Source organism: Cytobacillus horneckiae (assembly GCF_002835735.1).
GTDB lineage: Bacteria > Bacillota > Bacilli > Bacillales > Cytobacillaceae > Cytobacillus > Cytobacillus horneckiae.
Genome location: NZ_PISD01000030.1, coordinates 26,386 through 44,691, shown reverse-complemented (window position 1 = coordinate 44,691; position 18,306 = coordinate 26,386). Strand labels below are relative to the sequence as shown.

The window sequence follows — 18,306 nt, the reverse complement described above, 5'->3', positions numbered from 1 at the left end:
CGCAAAAAAATAAAATCAGACGCAAAAATCGGATGAGAGGCGCAAAAACTCAAAATCAGACGCAAAAATCGAATGAGAGGCGCAAAAACTCAAAATCAGACGCAAAAATCGGATATGCAACGCAAAAAAACCAAATCCGATGCAAAAACAAAAAAATGAACTCAAAACTAAAAAGACTGCTAAATATTTGCCTTACGCGGTTTATTTAGCAGTCTAACTTATAAATTTTATCCAATTAATTCGGGCATCACTCTGCCTTTACTCACCTGCTCATAAGCAAATGCCATTCCAAGCAATTCACCTTCGCTCCACATTTTACCGAAGAATGCCAGCGCAAAAGGGGAACCACTATCATAGTAACCGGCAGGAACTGTCACTAATGGCAATCCGCTAATATTAATCTCGGAAATCGTGGATGTGGCGATATTTTCTGCTTTTAGTTCAGGTAATGCTTCAAGAAAAGTTGGATAGACGAAGCCATCAAGTTCGTTTTCGGCCATTACATGTGTAATGATGCGCAATAATTCGTTTTTGACTGAATTAAATTCAGTTAGATCTGGCAGCCTTTCTGCATTTTGCCGAGCGGTCTCTAAGTTAATATTGTTTAAGACAGGTCGAAGTGGACCATCTTCTTTCCAGGGGATTTTGCCAGCCTTATCAAATACTTTTTCAACAGTCAATTCGCGATTTAGATTCTTTAAATAGCTTTGCAAGTCATAGAAAAAGGATTCCATGCCGAGAAATGTAGCAGTTGTTTTCATAAAATCGGCAAGTCCCGTCCCTGCAAATGGATCTTCAATGACTTGGGCACCTTGAGATTTTATTCGCTCAACAGCGGTTTTATACAGCTTATTTGTTTCCGGCGACAATTGTGTCTTCCTCCAGCCTGATCCGTAAAGGCCGAGCCGTTTTCCTTCTAAGCTATTTTCTTTTAAAAAAGAAGTGTAGCCTGCTGCTGGTACCGTACTGGAAACCGTTTTGGGGTCGTCGGATGAATAGCCAGCCATGACATCGAGCATGATCGCTGTATCTTTTATTGTACGTGCGTGTGGTCCGAGCACATCTCTCGTACTTCCGGCTAGCGGAGTGACCCCAGTTGTGGGAATCAGTCCAAATGATGGTTTAATGCCAACCAAACTTTGGGCTGCGGCTGGTACTTGAATGGATCCGGCTGTTTCTTCTGCTACGCCGAGGACAGCGAAATTTCCGGATACAGCGGTTGCTGTTCCGCTGCTGCTTCCACCTGGTGTGAGGTTGCGGTCTACTGCATTATAAGTAGGTCCTTTCCAGCTGGAGTTTGCGTTATAAGCGCAGCTAAAAGCAGGGATGTTCGTTTTTCCTAAAATAATTGCTCCCGCTTCTTTTAATCTTGTAACTACAGTTGCATCTTTTGCGGGAATGAGTTCGATTCCACCAGCATCCTTCGCCAGTGGTGCCCAGCCAAAAGTCGAAGGGAAACCAGCGACATCAACAGCTTCTTTAATGACGATAGGTATTCCTGCGAGAACGCCCAATTTTTCTCCTGCTGCCATTTTGCGATCAATTTCCCTTGCCTTGTTTAATGCATTATTGTTAATAAAGGTAAATGCATTATATGAAGAATGATATTTTTCTATCCGTTTAAGGTAGGATTGAACAACCTCTTCTGCTGTATATTCTTTTTCAGCGTAGCCATCCAGTAATTTCTCGACAGTGATTTCCGCAAATAGAAACTCTTCTTTGCTAGAATTGATAACTGTATTTGATTCCACTGCACTTCTCCTTCCTTGTTCCGTTTTGTTATAGTTCATTCTATTATAAATATTGTAATAATTCATATTTTCTGTGAGATAATTTAACAAAAATCAAGATGACAATAGGAAGTATTTCTTATAAAATAGTAAAAAGGAGGTGAATCATATGTCAGAAGAAAGACTAGCCAGAATGGAAGAAATGATTGCTAGTTTAATTAAGATGACCGGAAATATGAATCAGAAGCTGAACATTTCGATTTCTCAGTTAAGCGATAAGTTCGATGAAAAGCTTGATAAGACTACCGTCCAAATAAGCAAAAATTTTGATGATAAGCTTGAAGATTTAAGTAATAAGTTTGATGGAAAGCTTGAGGATTTAAGCAATAAGTTTGATGGAAAGCTTGAGGATTTAAGCAATAAGTTTGATGGAAAGCTTGAAGATTTAAGTAATAAGTTTGATGGAAAGCTTGAGGATTTAAGCAGTAAGTTTGATAAAAAGCTAGAAGATTTAAGCGACAAGTTCGATGATAAGTTAACGGTTTTAGGCTGTAAATTTGACGAAAAACTTGATAGCGGACTGAAAGGTTTAGAAAACAAATTTGATGGTAAGCTCGCTGCCGTTGAAGGCGACCTTAAAGATAATCATCAAAAAATAATGGACAAGCTAAATTTTATGCAGATTGACCAGGATATTATTTGGGATAAGGTTGGACAAAGTGAAAAAGAAATTGCCAGAATTAAAGCGCAGCTCCAGAAGCAATAACTTCAAATGATAGACCTCAAATCATCCTCACTTAATGAATGATTTCCCACAATAGTTCTCCCCTTCTAATTGAAGGGGAATTTTTATTTTTTGGGTATTTTAGCGGGTGTTATTTAATTTAATTGAGTTCGTTATGCAAATGAGCGAGAGTAACTTAGCGGCTAAGTTCATCAGTCCTTTAGCTTACTATGGTTAAGATCGTTTTTCCTAAAAATATAGAAGAGGTAGCGCTTATGATCTATATAAAAAAGTAAAATAAACTAGACGATATGTATCATTTTTTAATTTCAAAACCGTGAAAAGCTGTTTAAACGTTGATATATCAATGTTTTTGCACATGATTTGAAGATTTCACTATTAGAAATTAATGGAATCGATAGAAAAATAAAGGAAAACAGAGATTTAAGGTTTTTATTCTGAATTTTTGGTATATTTTGAAGTTTTTCAACGAAAATACATTGAACTATACTTCCTTTAGTGTTTTGTATCAAGAACATATAAGTTTTTAAGAAAGAACAATCCTATTGATGAAAGGGGGGAGGCCGCTTTTCTAGGATAAAAGAATTATGAGATAGAATGGGCATTATTTATTTTTTATCCTGAAAATGGTGCACACCGATGAGAGTCTCCCCTATGAATGCCAAATATAAGTATGAAGGGAACGAGTGATGTTGAAGAAGGCATTAATCATCACAGTCGCCTTTTGTTTTTTGACAGGATTTACGGCAATATTGGCTAATGCTTACACAGGCGGAACACTACTCGCCTGGGCGAGTGAGCATTTACGGATAAGCAATGATAAAATCACTCAAGATTTAAGAGGAGAGTTTATTGCCTTATCAAATAAGCTTTCACAGCAAAGCAGCCAGTCTCTTAAGGAGAGAAAAGAAGAAATGGATGCATTTCTTCATACCTCTACTAATGATACGAAAAGTTCAATTGAAAACTATCATGATGATTACCTAAATAGATTACAAATAGTAAAGCAAGAATTGTCGAACCAGGACCTTTCCGATTACGAAAAAAAGAAAAAGGAAGAAATAAACGCAAAGATGGACGCTGAAGCGGCGCGTTATTTAGCAGAAATACTAGGCCAATAATCTATAAAAAAGGGGTAGAGAAGATGAAGTTGAAAAAGAAAATGGTAGCAGGTGTAGTAGCAGTGGGGATTATTTCAGGCGCAGGGTTTTCTTTAGCTAATACAGATGCAGGCGGGGCACTTAGAAGCTGGTATGATAATTTATTCAATCAGACTAGTGAGGAAGTTTTAGCAGAGTCTAATGCAAATTTTGAACGAATTCTAGCACAGTTAAGAGCAGAAAATGAAGTGTTAAAAGAGTTGGCAACATCACAAATCAATGGAACGCGTGACAGTGCCATCGCAAATTCCACATTAGCTATAAACAGCGCTAAGGAAAGCCATATTCAATCATTAGATGCAGAAAAAGCTGCGATTGAGCTGGGAATGGAATATCAATTTTACAATCTATTCCTTAGTGGCTCATTAGAAATCTTAGCTAAAGGTAACGAAATGCAGGGTACAGCAGTTGCGGACTTTGGCAATCATACTGGTGCAAAGGGACAGGAAGCTGTAACTGAGGTGACTAATCAGCTAAATACTGTTAAAGAAAACGCAGTATCTGAATTAGAAAGTGCCATTATCCGTGCAAAAGAAGAGCTGACAGCTGATGTGGATGATTATACTGAAATCGTATCTCGCAATTTGAATAATCAAGCGGTTTGGAAAGGTGAAGAAATTCGTGAGGAACTTGATAGAATTTTAGCTGGTATGGTTGCTGAGCAGCAAGCAATCATTACTGCAAAAGCGGCTGAGCTTGAAGCTGATGCAAAACAGAGCTTGGATGATGTAGTTGCAGGAATCGGCAACGAGTAAAGGGGGTTTAATTTGCCTGGGGCCTATATTTATTAGGTCTCAGGATTTTAATCAAAAGAAAGGGGATTGACAATGGAGCGAAATCATAGGTCGAAAGGAAAGAAGCAAATTAAGCTAGTAGCAGGGATGCTTTTTGTTGTACTAATGGTCGGAAGCAGCTTCAGTATTGTATTTGCCAATGAAGATATGGAGTCTATGCTAACAAGCTGGTTTGCACACAAAAAGGCCGATTCGATTGCCTCCATTGAGAATGCCGTTGCAGCTGAACAAGAAAAGCAAACAGCCAGGCTGAAAGAAGAAATGCGAGTGAAAATTGCGGAAGCTGACAAACAGATACAAGCAACGACACAATCAGAAATTGAAAAAAGAGTAAATGAGCTTCAAAGTTATACAGATGAGCTTATTCAGAGCTTTGACCCTGAACGAGAAGACGTTGATGAAACAATTGCAGAGCTAAACGCGATTATGCAATCGGCAAAAGAGCAAATGGAAGCAGTCGGTCAGTCCGAACAAACGAAGTAAGGGTGAAGGCAGATGGCAGCAGCCAGTGAAAAGATAGAAGAAACCAGAATAAAATCAAACGACACTTCCTCATGGAAAAGCTGGATAGGTTTTATCATCTCCATGCTTATTCTCTTTTGCATTTTCCATTATGCCATCAGTTTTACGATTGTAAGTGGAAGCTCAATGAACCCAACCATTAAGGACAATCAAATCCTCCTTTTCAATCAAATCTATTATCACTTGGAGAATGATGATATCATCGTTTTCCATGACCCTCATGGCTATGACGTCATTAAAAGAATTATCGCATCACCAAACGAAACCGTTGAAATCAAAGATGGCATTGTCCTCATTAATGATACTCCACTGGAGGAAGAATATATTACAGGAGTTTCTAATGATATGGAAAAAATTACAGTAGTGGACGATCATTATTTTGTCATGGGCGACAATAGAACTCCTGGCGAAAGCCTGGATAGCCGAAGCTCAGAAGTAGGTCTTGTTTCATCTGCACAGGTAAGAGGCGAGATTGTGTTTTCGGTGTTTCCGTTAGCGGTTAAACTTAGGCGATAAACAATAGAACAACTTGAAGCAAGGGTGCCAATAGGACTAACTTTGCTTCTTTTTATTTTGTATTTATCATTCATTTGAAGGAATTTCTAGCCTTTATCTAAAATGAAATTGACTGAAATCGAACATTTAACTAAAATGAATACAAAATTATTTAAATTTTCTGTATTTTATTGCAAGCGTTTTCTTTCATAGGGGGAGTGATAGATGGACATTGTTGGCAATCGGACGTTAACAGATTTATTGGATGAAAAGGTGAAAATGTATGGAGAGAAAACCTTCCTTATCTTTGAGGATAAAGAGGCGAAACGGTATGAGCTCACTTATAAAAAATTTCAAGAACAAACGAACCGGCTGGGGCGTGCGCTACTAACGAATGGAATAACAAAAGGACAGCATGTGACTTTGCATTTACCCAATAGTATCGATTTTATGATTGCCTGGTTTGCATTGGCACGCATCGGTGCAGTGATGGTGCCTACGAATATATTATCAACTAGTGATGAGATGAAATATATATTGGAGCATTCAGAATCGGTTCTTCTTATCACAGAATTGGAGTATTTGGAGAAGTTTCAAGCAGTGAAACAACATCTACCACACTTAAATGATATTTGGCTGGCACGATATGAGGGTAGTGAGCATAAAGAGCGCAGCCTGTCCTTTTTAATGGCACATGAAAACACATCTTTTCCCGCTAGCTTAATTGAAGCAGATGATATTGCCGCAATGCTTTATACATCGGGAACGACATCTAAGCCAAAGGGTGTTCAAGTTACTCATGCCAATTATTTATTCGCTGGTGAGGTAATGTCAAAATCGATTCGATTATCACCGGAAGACAGGCAAATAATCGTTTTGCCCCTTTTTCATGGGAATGCGCAATATTATTCTACAATGTCTGCCTTGACGGCCGGGGCTAGCATTGCGATGACAGAGAAATTTAGTGCCTCCCGCTATTTTAAGCAGGCTAAACGATTAGGAGCGACAGTCGGTTCTTTGTTTGCGGCGCCAATGAGGATGATTTTGGCTCAGGCTTATGATAGAGAGGACCGTAACAATGAGATGAGAGTCATATGGTTTGCACAAAGTTTAACAGATGATCAGTTATCAACATTTGAACAAAGATTTAATGTCCCCTTATTGCAATTATACGGAATGACAGAAACGATTGGTGTCCCATTAATGAATCCAATTGATGGGATCCGCAGGAACCGCAGTATGGGAAAACCGACAATTGGATATGAAGTGAAGATAATAGATAAGAATGGGCATGAAGCTCCGTTAGGAGAAGCAGGTCAAATTATTGTTAAAGGTGTGCCTGGCAGAACAGTAATGAAGGGTTATTTTAAAAATAATGAAGCGACAGCGGAAACTTTAAAAAACGGGTGGCTTTATACAGGTGATAACGCAAGGGTGGATGAAGCAGGCTATTTTTATTTCGTTGACCGCATCAAGGATATGATTAAGAGGTCTGGAGAAAATGTTGCCGCAAGTGAAGTCGAATCCGTCCTTAACCGTCATCCTTCTGTCTATGAGTCAGCTGTGATAGGTGTTTCAGATGACATTCGTGATGAAGCGATTATTGCGTTTATTATTTGTCATCAAGAGGCAGCTGTAACTGAAAAGGAGCTGATCAGTTATTGTAAGGAAAGAATGGCCAACTTTAAAGTACCTAATAGAATCCTATTCTTAAAAGAGTTTCCGAGGACCTCTGTCGGAAAGATACAAAAGCATCTGCTAAAACAGAGCTATGAAAAAAATCATTTAGCATACTAGAATTAGTGGGGAGAGGCGCGATATGAAGAAGAAAAAAGGCCGTGTGCTGTTTGCCAGTTTATCAGGGTCAGTGATTGAATGGTATGATTTTTATTTATACGGTACCGCAACCGGGCTTGTCTTCTCTACATTATTTTTTCCAAATGAAAATCCTGCAATTGGCTTGCTACTAGCCTTTGCTACTTTTGGTGTAGGGTATGCGGCAAGGCCAATCGGAAGCATCATCTTTGGCCATTACGGAGATAGGATTGGAAGAAAAGCTGCATTAATGCTGACCCTGGTTGGGATGGGGGGGAGCTCGTTTTTAATTGGGCTTCTTCCTACGTATGAGGCGGTTGGTCTCATTGCCCCTATTTTACTTGTGTTGTTAAGACTCATTCAAGGAATCGCATTAGGCGGGGAATGGGGCGGAGCTGTTCTTTTGGCGACTGAATATGCGCCAAAAGGATTGCGTGGATTATATGGATCAGTTCCGCAATTAGGCGTTCCCCTCGGGTTGGTCGCGGGTTCATTTAGTTTGACGATCATCAGCTTTTTAACGACTGAAGCGCAGTTTATGGCTTGGGGCTGGAGAATTCCTTTCCTCTTTAGTGCAGTACTCATTGTTCTTGCCCTCTGGATTAGAAGCGGTATTGATGAAACACCTGCTTTCCAAGAACAGAAGGAAAGTGGAGAAATCGTTAATGTACCGATTGTGGAAACATTCCGCAATAACGGCAGGAATGTCTTTCATGTGATTGGTCTTAAGCTTGGCGATGGTTTCTTTAATGTTTTTCTGATGTCCTTCATATTAGTATATGCAACGAGTTATTTGGGCTATGGAAATGAAAGGGCATTGACAGCATTAACAATTGGATGTGCAACAATGATCATTACTATACCGCTAATAGGTTATCTGTCTGATTTTATTGGGAGAAAAGTTATTTATATGACTGGTCTTGCACTTATGTTTATTTTAGCTATTCCTTACTTCACACTCGTTGGTAATGGAGAAACTTGGCTATTTGTTATGCAGGCGGTCATGCTGGGTGTTTTGTGGGGCGCGATTTTTTCCACACAAGGAACGCTATTTTCAGAACTATTTCCAGCAAATGTTCGATACACAGGGCTTTCTGTTGGCTACCAATTGGCTGCTGCCATTGTTGGGTTTGGTCCGATGCTTTGGACAACTATGGCTGAATCTTATGGGCCTTCCCCGCTCGTGTTTGGCGGATTTATGATGGTCTTTCTAACTCTTTCATTTGTATTATCTATATTTGTTCCCGATACAAGGAAGATCTCAACCTATGAGTCAAAAATGGATCAAACAGCTGGGATGTAGATAGGAATTTAGAAGGGGGGATATCAGCTAATTGATATCCCTTTGTTATTTTGAACATTACTCTTGTACAAAATCTAGATTAATCTGATAGTCTTTTAATTTTTTGTAAAGGCTTACACGTGAAATGCCAAGTTTTTTTGCCGCAGCGCTTTTGTTTCCATGAGTTGTTTTGAGCACTTCTGTTATCCTGTCTTTCTCTAATTTCGCTTTATCGTACGCTAGCCCTTCTGGTATAACTGTCCTTGCTTCTACTGGAAATACATCAGCTAAATGGATTGCTTCAATCGCCTTTTTATCATTAAAGATAATTAATCTTTCAACTACATTTCTTAATTCTCTTATGTTTCCTGGCCATTCATAACTGATAAATAAATTAAGTGCCGTTTTGTTAAGTGATGGCGAAAGTTTTTTATACTTTACGGCAAATTCGTCAATGAAAGTACTAATGAGAACTGGAATATCTTCTTTTCGCTCTCTGAGAGGAGGGATATTTAATGTAACAACATTTAAGCGGTAATATAAATCCTCCCTAAATTGTCCATCTTGTACCATCTTCTTTAAATCTGCATTTGTCGCTGCAATAATCCGTATATCTACGTTTTTCGCTGAACTGCCCCCAATTCGATACACTTCTCTTTCTTGAAGAACCCTTAATAATTTTGCCTGCATATCGAGCGGCAGGATGCCAATTTCGTCTAAAAATAATGTTCCTTGGTGAGCTAATTCAATTTTTCCCGGCTTGCCTTCTTTATGAGCTCCTGTAAATGAGCCTTTCTCATAACCGAAAAACTCGCTTTCAAATAAAGCTTCAGGAATGGCGCCACAATTAACAGGAATAAATGGCTTATTATTGCGGGTGCTACCGTCATGAATGCCTTGGGAGAATAGCTCTTTTCCGACGCCGCTTTCTCCTTGAATGAGTACAGTTGCTTCCGTGGAGGCTACTTTTAAAGCCAGTTCTTTTGCTTTTTGAATGGCGGAACTACTCCCTTTGATTTCAGCAAAAGGCCCCGTATATTCCGTGACATGACTGTTCTGTTTAAGCTTTTGCAGCTGAGCAGATGTTAAAGTAAGTTTTTCGTTCAGTTTAACAATATTCGTAATATCCTGGTCAATTGAAATAGCTCCAATAATCGCATCGTCATCATCCAGAATAGGAGAAGAGCTGATTAGTACATGTTTATCTGGTCTTGGCTGATGATATACATTGAAAACAGGCGCCTTTGTTTCAAGGATCTCTAATAGTTTTAAATCCTCTTCTTTAAAAAAATGACTTATATGCTGATCTTTAATATCTGAATAAGGAATTCCATAAATTTTTTCGGCTGTTGAATTCCAGAACTGAACTTTTCCTGTGGAGTCGATGATTGAAATGCCATCTGAACTCGTTTCTATTAATGTTTTTAAATAGAGCAGTGCATTTTTTCCTGTCGGTAAATTCATGATTGGCCTCCAATAAAAAAGTTGTATATACAGAATTTACACTATTGTAAACCTTTTGAACAGTTGGTAGATTACTAAAGTTTAATAACTCGCTTATATCCCTGCTTTTCAAAGGTTGGCACAAAGCTTGCATTTATAAAGGCAAGGAAGAAGGAAGTGGAGGGAATACAATGATTGCTCGTAATCAATTTATATCAACAATTGATTCTCATACGATGGGAGAAGCCGCAAGAATCGTCGTTGACGGTCTTCCAGAAATCAAAGGCAGAACGATGATGGAAAAGAAGCAATATTTGCAAGCGAATATGGATTCAATTAGAAAGCTTCTTATTCATGAACCAAGAGGCCATCTGAATATGTTTGGCGCCATTTTTACTGAACCGTGCAATCGTGAATGTGATTTAGGTTTACTATTTATGGATAGCGGCGGTTATTTAAATATGTGTGGACACGGAACCATTGCTTCAGTGACAATAGCTATTAATCAAGGAATCATTGATAAGAAAGAAAAAGTGTTGTTAGATACTCCATCTGGCATTGTTGAATGTCATGTGACTTTCGAGGAAGGTAAAGTGAAGGATGTTTCATTTATAAATGTCCCGGCTTTCATTTATAAAAGAGAGGCATCTCTTCAATTAGAGAAATGGGGCACTGTCAAGGTCGATATTGCTTTTGGTGGCAGTTTCTTCGCAATTGTTCATGCAGAGCAGTTTGATCTTCAGCTATCAATTGAAGAAAAGGATAAATTAACTGAATTAGGGATGAAAATTCGTGAAGCAGCTAACAGCCAATTACAAATACAGCACCCATCCATCTCAGAAATTAAGACGGTTGATTTAGTCGAGTTTAGTTTAAAGAAGGACAAGTATCATTATAAGAATGTTGTTGTATTTGGGAACGGCCAAATTGATCGTTCACCATGCGGTACGGGCACATGTGCAAAATTGTCTACATTGAATTTGGATAGAGGTGAATCAATTATACAAGAAAGTATTATTGGTTCGCAGTTTACAGGGACAGTTGCAGAATTTACTACAGTTGGTGAATACGAGGCTATTGTGCCTAAGATTACGGGATCAGCATGGATAACAGGCATTCATAAATTTTTGTTAGATGAAACAGACCCATACAAAGAAGGATTTTTATTAGCATAGGAGGATATAAACAGATGAATATGACAAAAGATTTTTTTATTGCATTATCACAAAATAAATTACTTAACAAAGGCGCGAAACGCTGGGGACTGAAGCTCGGCGCCCAATCCGTTGTAGCAGGAACAAATATTGATGAAATGATTAATAGTGTAAAAGATTTAAATCAATTAGGCATCTCTGCAACAATCGATAATTTAGGAGAATTTGTGTTTGAAGAAAAAGAAGCCATTGAAGCAAAGGAGCAAATTCTCGAAGTGATTGAGGCAATTCATAAGGAGCAGGTTGATGCACATATTTCATTAAAGCCTACTCAGCTTGGCTTAGATATAAGCTATCAATTTTGCTTAGAAAATCTTCGTGAAATTGTTCATGCCGCATATCAATATGATATATTTATTAACTTTGATATGGAAGATTACGGTCATCTCCATCCATCATTTGATTTGATAGATGAACTTTCAAAAGAATACGATAATATCGGAACGGTTATTCAAGCATACTTTTTTGAGTCGGATGAAAATATTAAAAAATATAAGGATTTCCGTCTTAGAATTGTAAAGGGAGCATATAAAGAACCCGATCATTTAGCGATGCAGGGTAAATCTGATATTGATAAAAATTATTTGAAGCTAATAGAATATCATTTGCTTCATGGCAAATTCACATCTATAGCGACACATGATCATCATGTAATCAATCATGTAAAAAAGTTTGTAAAGCAAAATAATATTCCATCAAATAAATTTGAGTTTCAAATGCTATACGGTTTTAGAAAAGAAATGCAGTTAGAACTGGCGAAGGAAGGATTTAATTTTTGTACATATGTTCCTTTTGGACATGATTGGTATGGTTATTTTATGCGTAGATTGGCAGAGCGTCCGCAAAATTTACAGCTGGTGAGCAAGCAGGTGTTCAATAAAAAAACAAATACACTTATTGGTATTGGAGCGGGTGCATTTATTTTAGGAAGGCTAACTAAAAAACGAGTGGATTAACAAAATAGAAGGGGAGAAAAAAGATGAGTAAGACACTGCCTTTTTCACAGGTATTTGCAATTGGTTTGATGTTGTTTGCCATGTTTTTAGGTGCTGGAAATGTCATTTTTGCACCAATGGTCGGTCAGGAAGCTGGTACAAATGTATGGATTGCTATGGGTGGCTTTTTAATAACCGGTGTTGGGCTTGTGCTATTAGCAATTATCGCTTTGACCCGTGGGGGAGGGACAGTAGAAAAGCTTGCAGGAAGAGTTCATCCGACTTTTGCAGTCGTCTTTTCTATTCTCCTATTCTTAACATTAGGTCCAATCTATGTGATTCCCAGAACAACTTCAGTTGTTTTTGAGATTGGCATAAACCCGCTTATTACAAATGGTTCAAATATACAGTGGTTCCTATTGGTGTTTTCTATTTCCTTTATTGCATTAACCGTTTGGCTCTCATGGAATACAACAAAATTTATTGATCATTTAGGGAAAATCATTACGCCTATATTCGGAATATTATTAATTGTTTTGGTGGTAAAGTCAATCTTTACACCTATGGGTGCAATTCGCGAGCCTCAAGATAATTATTTATCAGATGTGTTCATGAAAGGGTTTACACAAGGATACTATACAATGGATGTTCTAGCCGCATTTGTATTTGGGGGCATCTTTATAAAATCGATCAGCACTTTGGGTGTCACTTCTGAAAAAGAAGTGTCCAAGTTGTTTATCAAAGCTGGAGTCATTACAATTATTGGACTTGTCGCTTTGCAGCTATCTATGGCTTGGATTGGGGCATCCAGTGTAGATGCCATTGGCTATCAGGAGAATGGCGGTGCGGTGCTTGCCCAAAGTGCAAAGGCTTTATTTGGTGACATTGGGATATACTTAATAGGTTTTATCATCTTTTTGACAGGAATCACGACGAATGTCGCTTGTCTAGCTGCAGTATCGGAATATTTTGAACGAATTGTTCCATCTGTATCTTATAAAAAATGGTTATTAATTTTTTCAGCTTTTAGTATTGTTTTTACTAACTTTGGATTAAATGCGGTTTTAAATATGGCCTCGCCCGTATTATTATTGTTATATCCATTAGCAATCGCATTAATTGTATTAATATTTACAAACAACCTTTTCAAAGGCCGTCAGTCTGTATATATTGGAACAATGATAGGCGTCGGCATTGTAGCTATACTCGATGCGCTTAAGGATGCAGGCATCGGTCAGGAAGCATTGAACAATTTATTTGGCTTTATTCCTTTGTTTGAAAATGGAGCCGGCTGGATTACAACTGGCATCATTGGATTCGCCATCAGTTTATTCATCGCTAAAACGAGAAATGAACCTGTCTCCATTATTAATATGGCAGGGCAAGAAGTGAAAAAAGTATCATAAATGATTAGAATAAAAAATAGCCTTAAACAGTGTGCCGTAGATATTGAAAATAAGATAATTTAGTTGGATTTGGAGAGGTGTTCGCTCGACTCCTGCGGGAGAAGCGTGATGTGACCCCAAAAAGTTTGACACAACCGTAGAATGAGTCCGGAATTGTACCGGGCTCATTCCTTTTATTTTATATACTTCCTTATTTGTGTAATTGGAACAAAATTAGCAATAGACAAACAGAAAATCGTCATAGTTTGTGTGCGAATCGCATGATTCACGTCACTCTCAAAATAATGAAACTCTATTAAGCCACGTAACTGGAAACGAAATTGTGAGTAAGTCCACAAAAAATGGTCCTTTCGTATAATCCTCCCCATTTCATTACCTATTTTCTGTCTATATCCACAAATGCGGCGACCTCATGATAAGAAAACTCCGGATAAATAGAGCTGAACCGCTAATATTTTCTCTTCTAGAGTAAATTTCTCCATAGAGAAACTGCACCTCCAATTGATAGACGTGTCCAACAATTGGGGTGCAGTTCACGGGTAAAGACGAAGCGGCTCGATTCGCGGAAAGCCTCGGAGAATCCCAAGCCCTTCCTTAGCTGAGTTTCTCTACAGCCTGAGCTTAAAAAAAGCACTTTTTTGCATTAAATCCCGTTCTCCTCACGAATCTTCTTCAAAAGCAATTTGCACCCTTCAGTCAACAAATCATAGGTTTCCTGAAAATCCCCTGTATAATACGGGTCAGGCACATCCTTTTGGTTGTCTGTTAAATCAAGAAGGCGTAAGATTTTCGGATGTTCAGGCTGTCCGAGAATTTGATAGATGTTGCTGATATTGCTTTCGTCCATTCCTACGATATAATCAAAAGCTTCAAAATCCTCTTTTTGCAATTGCCGGCCTTTTAAGCTGTCGGCAGAGATCCCGTTTTCCTTTAATATGGCAAGTGTTCCTTTGTGCGGTGGTGCACCGATATGCCAAGAGCTGGTGGCGGCTGAATCGACAGTCATTTGACCGCTTAAGCTCTCAGCTTGAACGAGATGTCTGAACAATGCTTCTGCCATCGGTGAACGGCAAATGTTTCCAAGGCAAACGAATAAAACATTAATCATTTAACAGTCTCCTTTTTCTATTTTTTACATATTTAGTATATCAATCAAATAGGTCATCATTACATCTAATCATTCTTTTAAAAAGAAGGTTTCCGTTGAGACGAGCATTAATTCAACAATTTGCTTGGCCATATATTCAGGGGATGTAGGAAAATCCTCCTCAATCCAGCGGATAATGAAACCGGCAATTCCGTTGGCACGATAAATATAAAGCCATTTAGGTTCTAGCTCACTATCTTCTGGCAACTCATATTCATATTCGGCTAGAAACAAGTCTTCAATCGCTTTAGACATTTGGTGGCGAAAATCCACTCGGATATGATCGCTTAATAGCAGTTTATATAAACTGCTATTATCTTTAAAGTATTTAAATAATGTAATATCTGCAGTCGGTAATTTCCTTATATTAACCTTTTTAATGGATTTATAAGGATATTTAATCTGGATAATCATTTCATTGAGCGTTTCGGTAATTATTTCCTTCAGCAGATCTTCAGTTGAATGAAAGTTGGCATAGAAGGTGCCACGGTTATAGTTCGTTTCACGGGCAATTTGTGAAATTGTGATCTGTTCAAAAGGCTTGTCCTGTAATAGTTCAATAAACTTTTGCTTCATCGCTGACCTTGAACGCTGAACCCTCTTATCTAGGTAATCTTGCTCCATATTATCACCCCATTTTTATTATGTTGAATCCTGAGATAATTTGCAATTTTACTGTACAAAATAAATAAAGATGACTATTACTGAACAGATTGATGAAGTTTGTTTATTGAAAGCAGTTACGAATTTTCTTTATATTTAGAGTTGAAAAAGGATAGGGAGGAATCATCATGACATTTCCAGTATTAGATGGAAAGATAGCAATTATTACAGGTGCTGCAATGGGTATGGGGGAAGCAACTGCAAAGCTATTTGCTGAAGCAAAGGCGAAAGTGGTTGTAGCAGATTTTAATGAAGAAAAAGGGAAAGCTGTCACAGAAGAAATTAATGCTGCTGGCGGTGAAGCGGCGTTTGTTAAAGTAGATATTTCAAAATCAGCTGATGTACAAAAAATGGTCAAATTCGCAGTTGATACTTATGGTCAATTGGACGTTGCGGTTAATAATGCGGCGCTAACACCGGATGATAAACCTGCAGCAGAATTTGATGAAGACTATTGGAATCGCTTAATATCTGTTGACTTGACTGGAACTGCACTTTGCATGAAATATGAATTGCAGCAGATGGAAAAGCAAGGAAAAGGCGGATCGATAATTAATATTTCATCAGTAAGCGGCTATCGCCCGCAGCCGAATAATATTGCCTATGTTGCAGCAAAACATGGCGTTGTCGGCATGACCAAAGTAGCGGCTATGGAGTACGGTCCTAAAAATATTCGTGTGAATTCCGTAGCTCCAGGTGCAATTGATACCCCGATGCTTCGTGGTGCTTTAGATCAATTTGGATTCACAGAGGAAGAGTATGCACCGCAATTAAGCTTGCTTAACCGTTTTGGCCAGCCAAGGGAAATTGCACAAGCGAGCCTTTGGCTAGCATCAGATGCATCTTCGTATGTAACTGGAACGACCATTCATGCAGATGCTGGTTACACGTCTCGATAAACTAAGAATATTTATCCTTTTAAATAGAAAATAATCCTAATTAAGCAGTCTCTATAAAGAGGCTGCTTTTTAATATGACTGAAATGATATTAAATATTCTTGTTTACCCTATTACCTCATTTTCAATTCCAATACATTTTTTACACTCATACCGGGAAGGGAGCAATCCTCCAATTCCACAAATCATTCAATACATAGAAAATCTATGTGAAACCGATTAATCATATTGAAAATAATGTTTAAACATGGACCTAAAGTCACCAAAAATCTCTTCCGCTCATTTATTTCCGCTGTTACTTATTAGTAAAGAAAGTTCATTCGCATGTTATATCGGTGAAATATAAATATATTAGTATATTAATCGTGCCTTTTTGACAGTGGATAAATATTGGAAAAATAGGAGGAGAGCAAATGTGGCTCATTGTGGGGGCCTGCCTCATATTATTAGCGGCGGGTATGTTTGAAAAGCGAAAGCATAGAAAAAGACTGGATTCGTTGAAGATACGTGTAAATATTAATGGCATTCGCGGGAAGTCAACAGTGACGAGGCTGATAACGGGCATCTTATTCGAAGCTGGGTACAAGACCGTCGGAAAAACAACAGGGACGGATGCGAGGATGATTTATTGGAATACGCCCGATGAAAAGCCGATTGTAAGAAAGCCTCAAGGTCCTAATATTGGCGAACAGAAGGATGTTATTACTGAGACGGTTGATCTTGGGGCTGAAGCGCTCGTAAGTGAATGTATGGCGGTCAATCCTGATTATCAGATCACGTTTCAAGAGGAGCTGCTGCAAGCGAATATTGGCGTGATTGTCAACGTCCTAGAAGATCATATGGATGTGATGGGGCCGACATTGAATGAGGTAGCAGAAGCCTTTACAGCCACGATTCCTCATAATGGACATTTAATTATTACAAATGATCAGTTCCGCCCTTATTATGAAAAAATTGCAGCGGAAAGAAATACGAAAGTGATTGTGGCTGACAATAGCCAAATATCAGAGGCTTACTTAAAACAATTTGATTATATGGTTTTTCCTGATAACGCTTCACTTGCACTTGGTGTGGCAGAAGCGATTGGCATCGATGATAAGACAGCTCGACAAGGGATGTTGAATGCACCGCCAGATCCAGGTGCAATGAGGATTTCACCGATTGGCAGTTCAGCAAATCCATCTTACTTTGTGAATGGATTTGCTGCTAATGATGCTTCATCGACATTGAATATTTGGAAGCGAGTGCAGGAGGTGGGCTATCCAACTGAGCAGCCAGTGGTGATTATGAATTGCCGAGCTGACCGCGTCGATCGTACAGAGCAGTTTGCTCGTGACGTTCTGCCGTATATTCCAATGGAGACGCTTGTGCTTATCGGTGAATCAACCGAGCCGATTATGCGGGCAAGTGAAGTCATTCCTGCAAATAACATCAAAAATTTTGAGGGTTGGACAACGAAGGAAATCATTAAAGAATTAAAAGCTGAAATGGATGGTTCGACGATTTATGGTGTCGGCAATATCCACGGCGCGGCAGAGCCTTTAATCGAAGAATTAAAAACGATGAAAATCAGGCAATTAGTAAGCTAATCAGGGGGAGCGTTTGTGAATGTTTGGTGATGATTTATATATTTCATTAATTTTGGGCGTGTTATTAAGTTTATTATTTGCAGAGAAATTCGGCATTATGCCGGCCGGTCTTGTTGTACCGGGCTATCTCGCACTTGTATTTAACCAGCCTATTTTTATTTTACTTATTTTGCTTGTGAGTTTACTTACCTATGTCATTGTTAAATATGGCATTTCCAAATTAGTTATATTATATGGAAGACGAAAGTTTGCTGCGATGCTGATTACCGGCATTTGTTTGAAGCTGGTGTTGGATTATTTCTATCCTGTCTTGCCATTTGAAATCAATGAGTTTAGAGGGCTAGGCGTTATTGTGCCAGGGCTTATAGCTAATACCATTCAAAAGCAAGGCGTTACTTTGACACTAGGAAGCACGCTTCTATTAAGCGGAGCAACCTTTGGAATCATGTATGTGTACTACCTGTTTTAA

At 38.5% G+C, this 18,306-nt stretch carries 17 protein-coding genes; 13 read left to right on the top strand and 4 right to left on the bottom strand.

The genetic code is table 11. From position 1 onward, the window contains the following. Positions 1–227 precede the first annotated feature (227 nt). Positions 228–1,751: an amidase gene (locus tag CWS20_RS13620; protein WP_066189628.1), complete on the bottom strand. Its 1,524-nt coding sequence runs from the start codon at positions 1,749–1,751 to the stop codon at positions 228–230. Positions 1,752–1,899: 148 nt separating this feature from the next. Here CWS20_RS13620 and CWS20_RS13615 point away from each other — a divergent pair, with 148 nt between their 5' ends. From CWS20_RS13615 to CWS20_RS13585, 7 genes are all read left to right on the top strand, one after another. Continuing rightward, positions 1,900–2,496, top strand: coding sequence for a hypothetical protein (locus CWS20_RS13615; protein WP_066189630.1), 597 nt, complete (start codon positions 1,900–1,902; stop codon positions 2,494–2,496). A gap of 668 nt (positions 2,497–3,164) precedes the next feature. Continuing rightward, a complete protein-coding gene (locus tag CWS20_RS13610) occupies positions 3,165–3,596 on the top strand; it encodes a hypothetical protein (RefSeq protein WP_066189634.1) in 432 nt (143 codons plus the stop codon). A gap of 23 nt (positions 3,597–3,619) precedes the next feature. Beyond that, positions 3,620–4,390 carry a hypothetical protein gene (locus CWS20_RS13605; protein ID WP_066189637.1) on the top strand — a complete coding sequence of 257 codons (771 nt, stop codon included), beginning with the start codon at positions 3,620–3,622 and terminating at the stop codon, positions 4,388–4,390. A gap of 72 nt (positions 4,391–4,462) precedes the next feature. Next, on the top strand, positions 4,463–4,912 hold the full coding sequence (locus tag CWS20_RS13600) for a hypothetical protein (RefSeq protein ID WP_066189645.1): 450 nt from the start codon (positions 4,463–4,465) through the stop codon (positions 4,910–4,912). Between the two features lie 12 nt (positions 4,913–4,924). Further along, on the top strand, positions 4,925–5,467 hold the full coding sequence (gene lepB / locus CWS20_RS13595; protein ID WP_066189649.1) for a signal peptidase I: 543 nt from the start codon (positions 4,925–4,927) through the stop codon (positions 5,465–5,467). Positions 5,468–5,671: 204 nt separating this feature from the next. Beyond that, positions 5,672–7,243 (top strand): AMP-binding protein, encoded by a 1,572-nt coding sequence (locus CWS20_RS13590; RefSeq protein WP_066189651.1) that lies wholly within the window; start codon positions 5,672–5,674, stop codon positions 7,241–7,243. 22 nt (positions 7,244–7,265) lie between these two features. Beyond that, positions 7,266–8,564: an MFS transporter gene (locus CWS20_RS13585; protein ID WP_066189654.1), complete on the top strand. Its 1,299-nt coding sequence runs from the start codon at positions 7,266–7,268 to the stop codon at positions 8,562–8,564. A 57-nt stretch (positions 8,565–8,621) separates the two neighbouring features. On the opposite strand, the gene CWS20_RS13580 is transcribed toward CWS20_RS13585, so the two are convergent. After that, positions 8,622–10,007: a sigma-54 interaction domain-containing protein gene (locus CWS20_RS13580; protein ID WP_066189656.1), complete on the bottom strand. Its 1,386-nt coding sequence runs from the start codon at positions 10,005–10,007 to the stop codon at positions 8,622–8,624. 170 nt (positions 10,008–10,177) lie between these two features. On the opposite strand from CWS20_RS13580, the gene CWS20_RS13575 reads away from it, so the two are divergent. Genes CWS20_RS13575 through brnQ form a run of 3 tightly spaced genes read left to right on the top strand, consistent with a single transcriptional unit; the run spans position 10,178 to position 13,541 of the window. Further along, on the top strand, positions 10,178–11,161 hold the full coding sequence (locus CWS20_RS13575) for a proline racemase family protein (RefSeq protein ID WP_066189659.1): 984 nt from the start codon (positions 10,178–10,180) through the stop codon (positions 11,159–11,161). Between the two features lie 20 nt (positions 11,162–11,181). After that, positions 11,182–12,156, top strand: a complete 975-nt coding sequence (locus CWS20_RS13570) for a proline dehydrogenase family protein (RefSeq protein ID WP_066191997.1) — start codon at positions 11,182–11,184, stop codon at positions 12,154–12,156. Between the two features lie 23 nt (positions 12,157–12,179). Further along, positions 12,180–13,541: a branched-chain amino acid transport system II carrier protein gene (brnQ, locus tag CWS20_RS13565; protein ID WP_066189661.1), complete on the top strand. Its 1,362-nt coding sequence runs from the start codon at positions 12,180–12,182 to the stop codon at positions 13,539–13,541. A 643-nt stretch (positions 13,542–14,184) separates the two neighbouring features. Here the strand turns inward: brnQ and CWS20_RS13560 are convergent. Next, positions 14,185–14,649: a low molecular weight protein-tyrosine-phosphatase gene (locus tag CWS20_RS13560; protein ID WP_066189663.1), complete on the bottom strand. Its 465-nt coding sequence runs from the start codon at positions 14,647–14,649 to the stop codon at positions 14,185–14,187. 69 nt (positions 14,650–14,718) lie between these two features. Then, positions 14,719–15,312 (bottom strand): TetR/AcrR family transcriptional regulator, encoded by a 594-nt coding sequence (locus CWS20_RS13555; RefSeq protein ID WP_066189666.1) that lies wholly within the window; start codon positions 15,310–15,312, stop codon positions 14,719–14,721. Positions 15,313–15,479: 167 nt separating this feature from the next. Between CWS20_RS13555 and CWS20_RS13550 the strand changes: the two genes are divergently transcribed. From CWS20_RS13550 to pgsC, 3 genes are all read left to right on the top strand, one after another. Then, a complete protein-coding gene (locus tag CWS20_RS13550; RefSeq protein ID WP_066189668.1) occupies positions 15,480–16,250 on the top strand; it encodes an SDR family NAD(P)-dependent oxidoreductase in 771 nt (256 codons plus the stop codon). Positions 16,251–16,661: 411 nt separating this feature from the next. Beyond that, entirely contained in the window at positions 16,662–17,837 is a 1,176-nt protein-coding gene (gene pgsB / locus CWS20_RS13545) for a poly-gamma-glutamate synthase PgsB (protein WP_066189671.1), read from the top strand. Positions 17,838–17,856: 19 nt separating this feature from the next. After that, a complete protein-coding gene (pgsC, locus tag CWS20_RS13540) occupies positions 17,857–18,306 on the top strand; it encodes a poly-gamma-glutamate biosynthesis protein PgsC (protein WP_066189672.1) in 450 nt (149 codons plus the stop codon).

Excerpts from the sequence above, each read along its gene's own strand:
- CWS20_RS13615 (WP_066189630.1), top strand. The coding sequence starts at position 1,900 with ATGTCAGAAGAAAGACTAGCCAGAATGGAAGAAATGATTGCTAGTTTA.
- CWS20_RS13610 (WP_066189634.1), top strand. The coding sequence starts at position 3,165 with ATGTTGAAGAAGGCATTAATCATCACAGTCGCCTTTTGTTTTTTGACA.
- CWS20_RS13605 (WP_066189637.1), top strand. The coding sequence starts at position 3,620 with ATGAAGTTGAAAAAGAAAATGGTAGCAGGTGTAGTAGCAGTGGGGATT.
- CWS20_RS13600 (WP_066189645.1), top strand. The coding sequence starts at position 4,463 with ATGGAGCGAAATCATAGGTCGAAAGGAAAGAAGCAAATTAAGCTAGTA.
- lepB (WP_066189649.1), top strand. The coding sequence starts at position 4,925 with ATGGCAGCAGCCAGTGAAAAGATAGAAGAAACCAGAATAAAATCAAAC.
- CWS20_RS13590 (WP_066189651.1), top strand. The coding sequence starts at position 5,672 with ATGGACATTGTTGGCAATCGGACGTTAACAGATTTATTGGATGAAAAG.
- CWS20_RS13585 (WP_066189654.1), top strand. The coding sequence starts at position 7,266 with ATGAAGAAGAAAAAAGGCCGTGTGCTGTTTGCCAGTTTATCAGGGTCA.
- CWS20_RS13580 (WP_066189656.1), bottom strand. The coding sequence starts at position 10,007 with ATGAATTTACCGACAGGAAAAAATGCACTGCTCTATTTAAAAACATTA.
- CWS20_RS13575 (WP_066189659.1), top strand. The coding sequence starts at position 10,178 with ATGATTGCTCGTAATCAATTTATATCAACAATTGATTCTCATACGATG.
- CWS20_RS13570 (WP_066191997.1), top strand. The coding sequence starts at position 11,182 with ATGACAAAAGATTTTTTTATTGCATTATCACAAAATAAATTACTTAAC.
- brnQ (WP_066189661.1), top strand. The coding sequence starts at position 12,180 with ATGAGTAAGACACTGCCTTTTTCACAGGTATTTGCAATTGGTTTGATG.
- CWS20_RS13560 (WP_066189663.1), bottom strand. The coding sequence starts at position 14,649 with ATGATTAATGTTTTATTCGTTTGCCTTGGAAACATTTGCCGTTCACCG.
- CWS20_RS13555 (WP_066189666.1), bottom strand. The coding sequence starts at position 15,312 with ATGGAGCAAGATTACCTAGATAAGAGGGTTCAGCGTTCAAGGTCAGCG.
- CWS20_RS13550 (WP_066189668.1), top strand. The coding sequence starts at position 15,480 with ATGACATTTCCAGTATTAGATGGAAAGATAGCAATTATTACAGGTGCT.
- pgsB (WP_066189671.1), top strand. The coding sequence starts at position 16,662 with ATGTGGCTCATTGTGGGGGCCTGCCTCATATTATTAGCGGCGGGTATG.
- pgsC (WP_066189672.1), top strand. The coding sequence starts at position 17,857 with ATGTTTGGTGATGATTTATATATTTCATTAATTTTGGGCGTGTTATTA.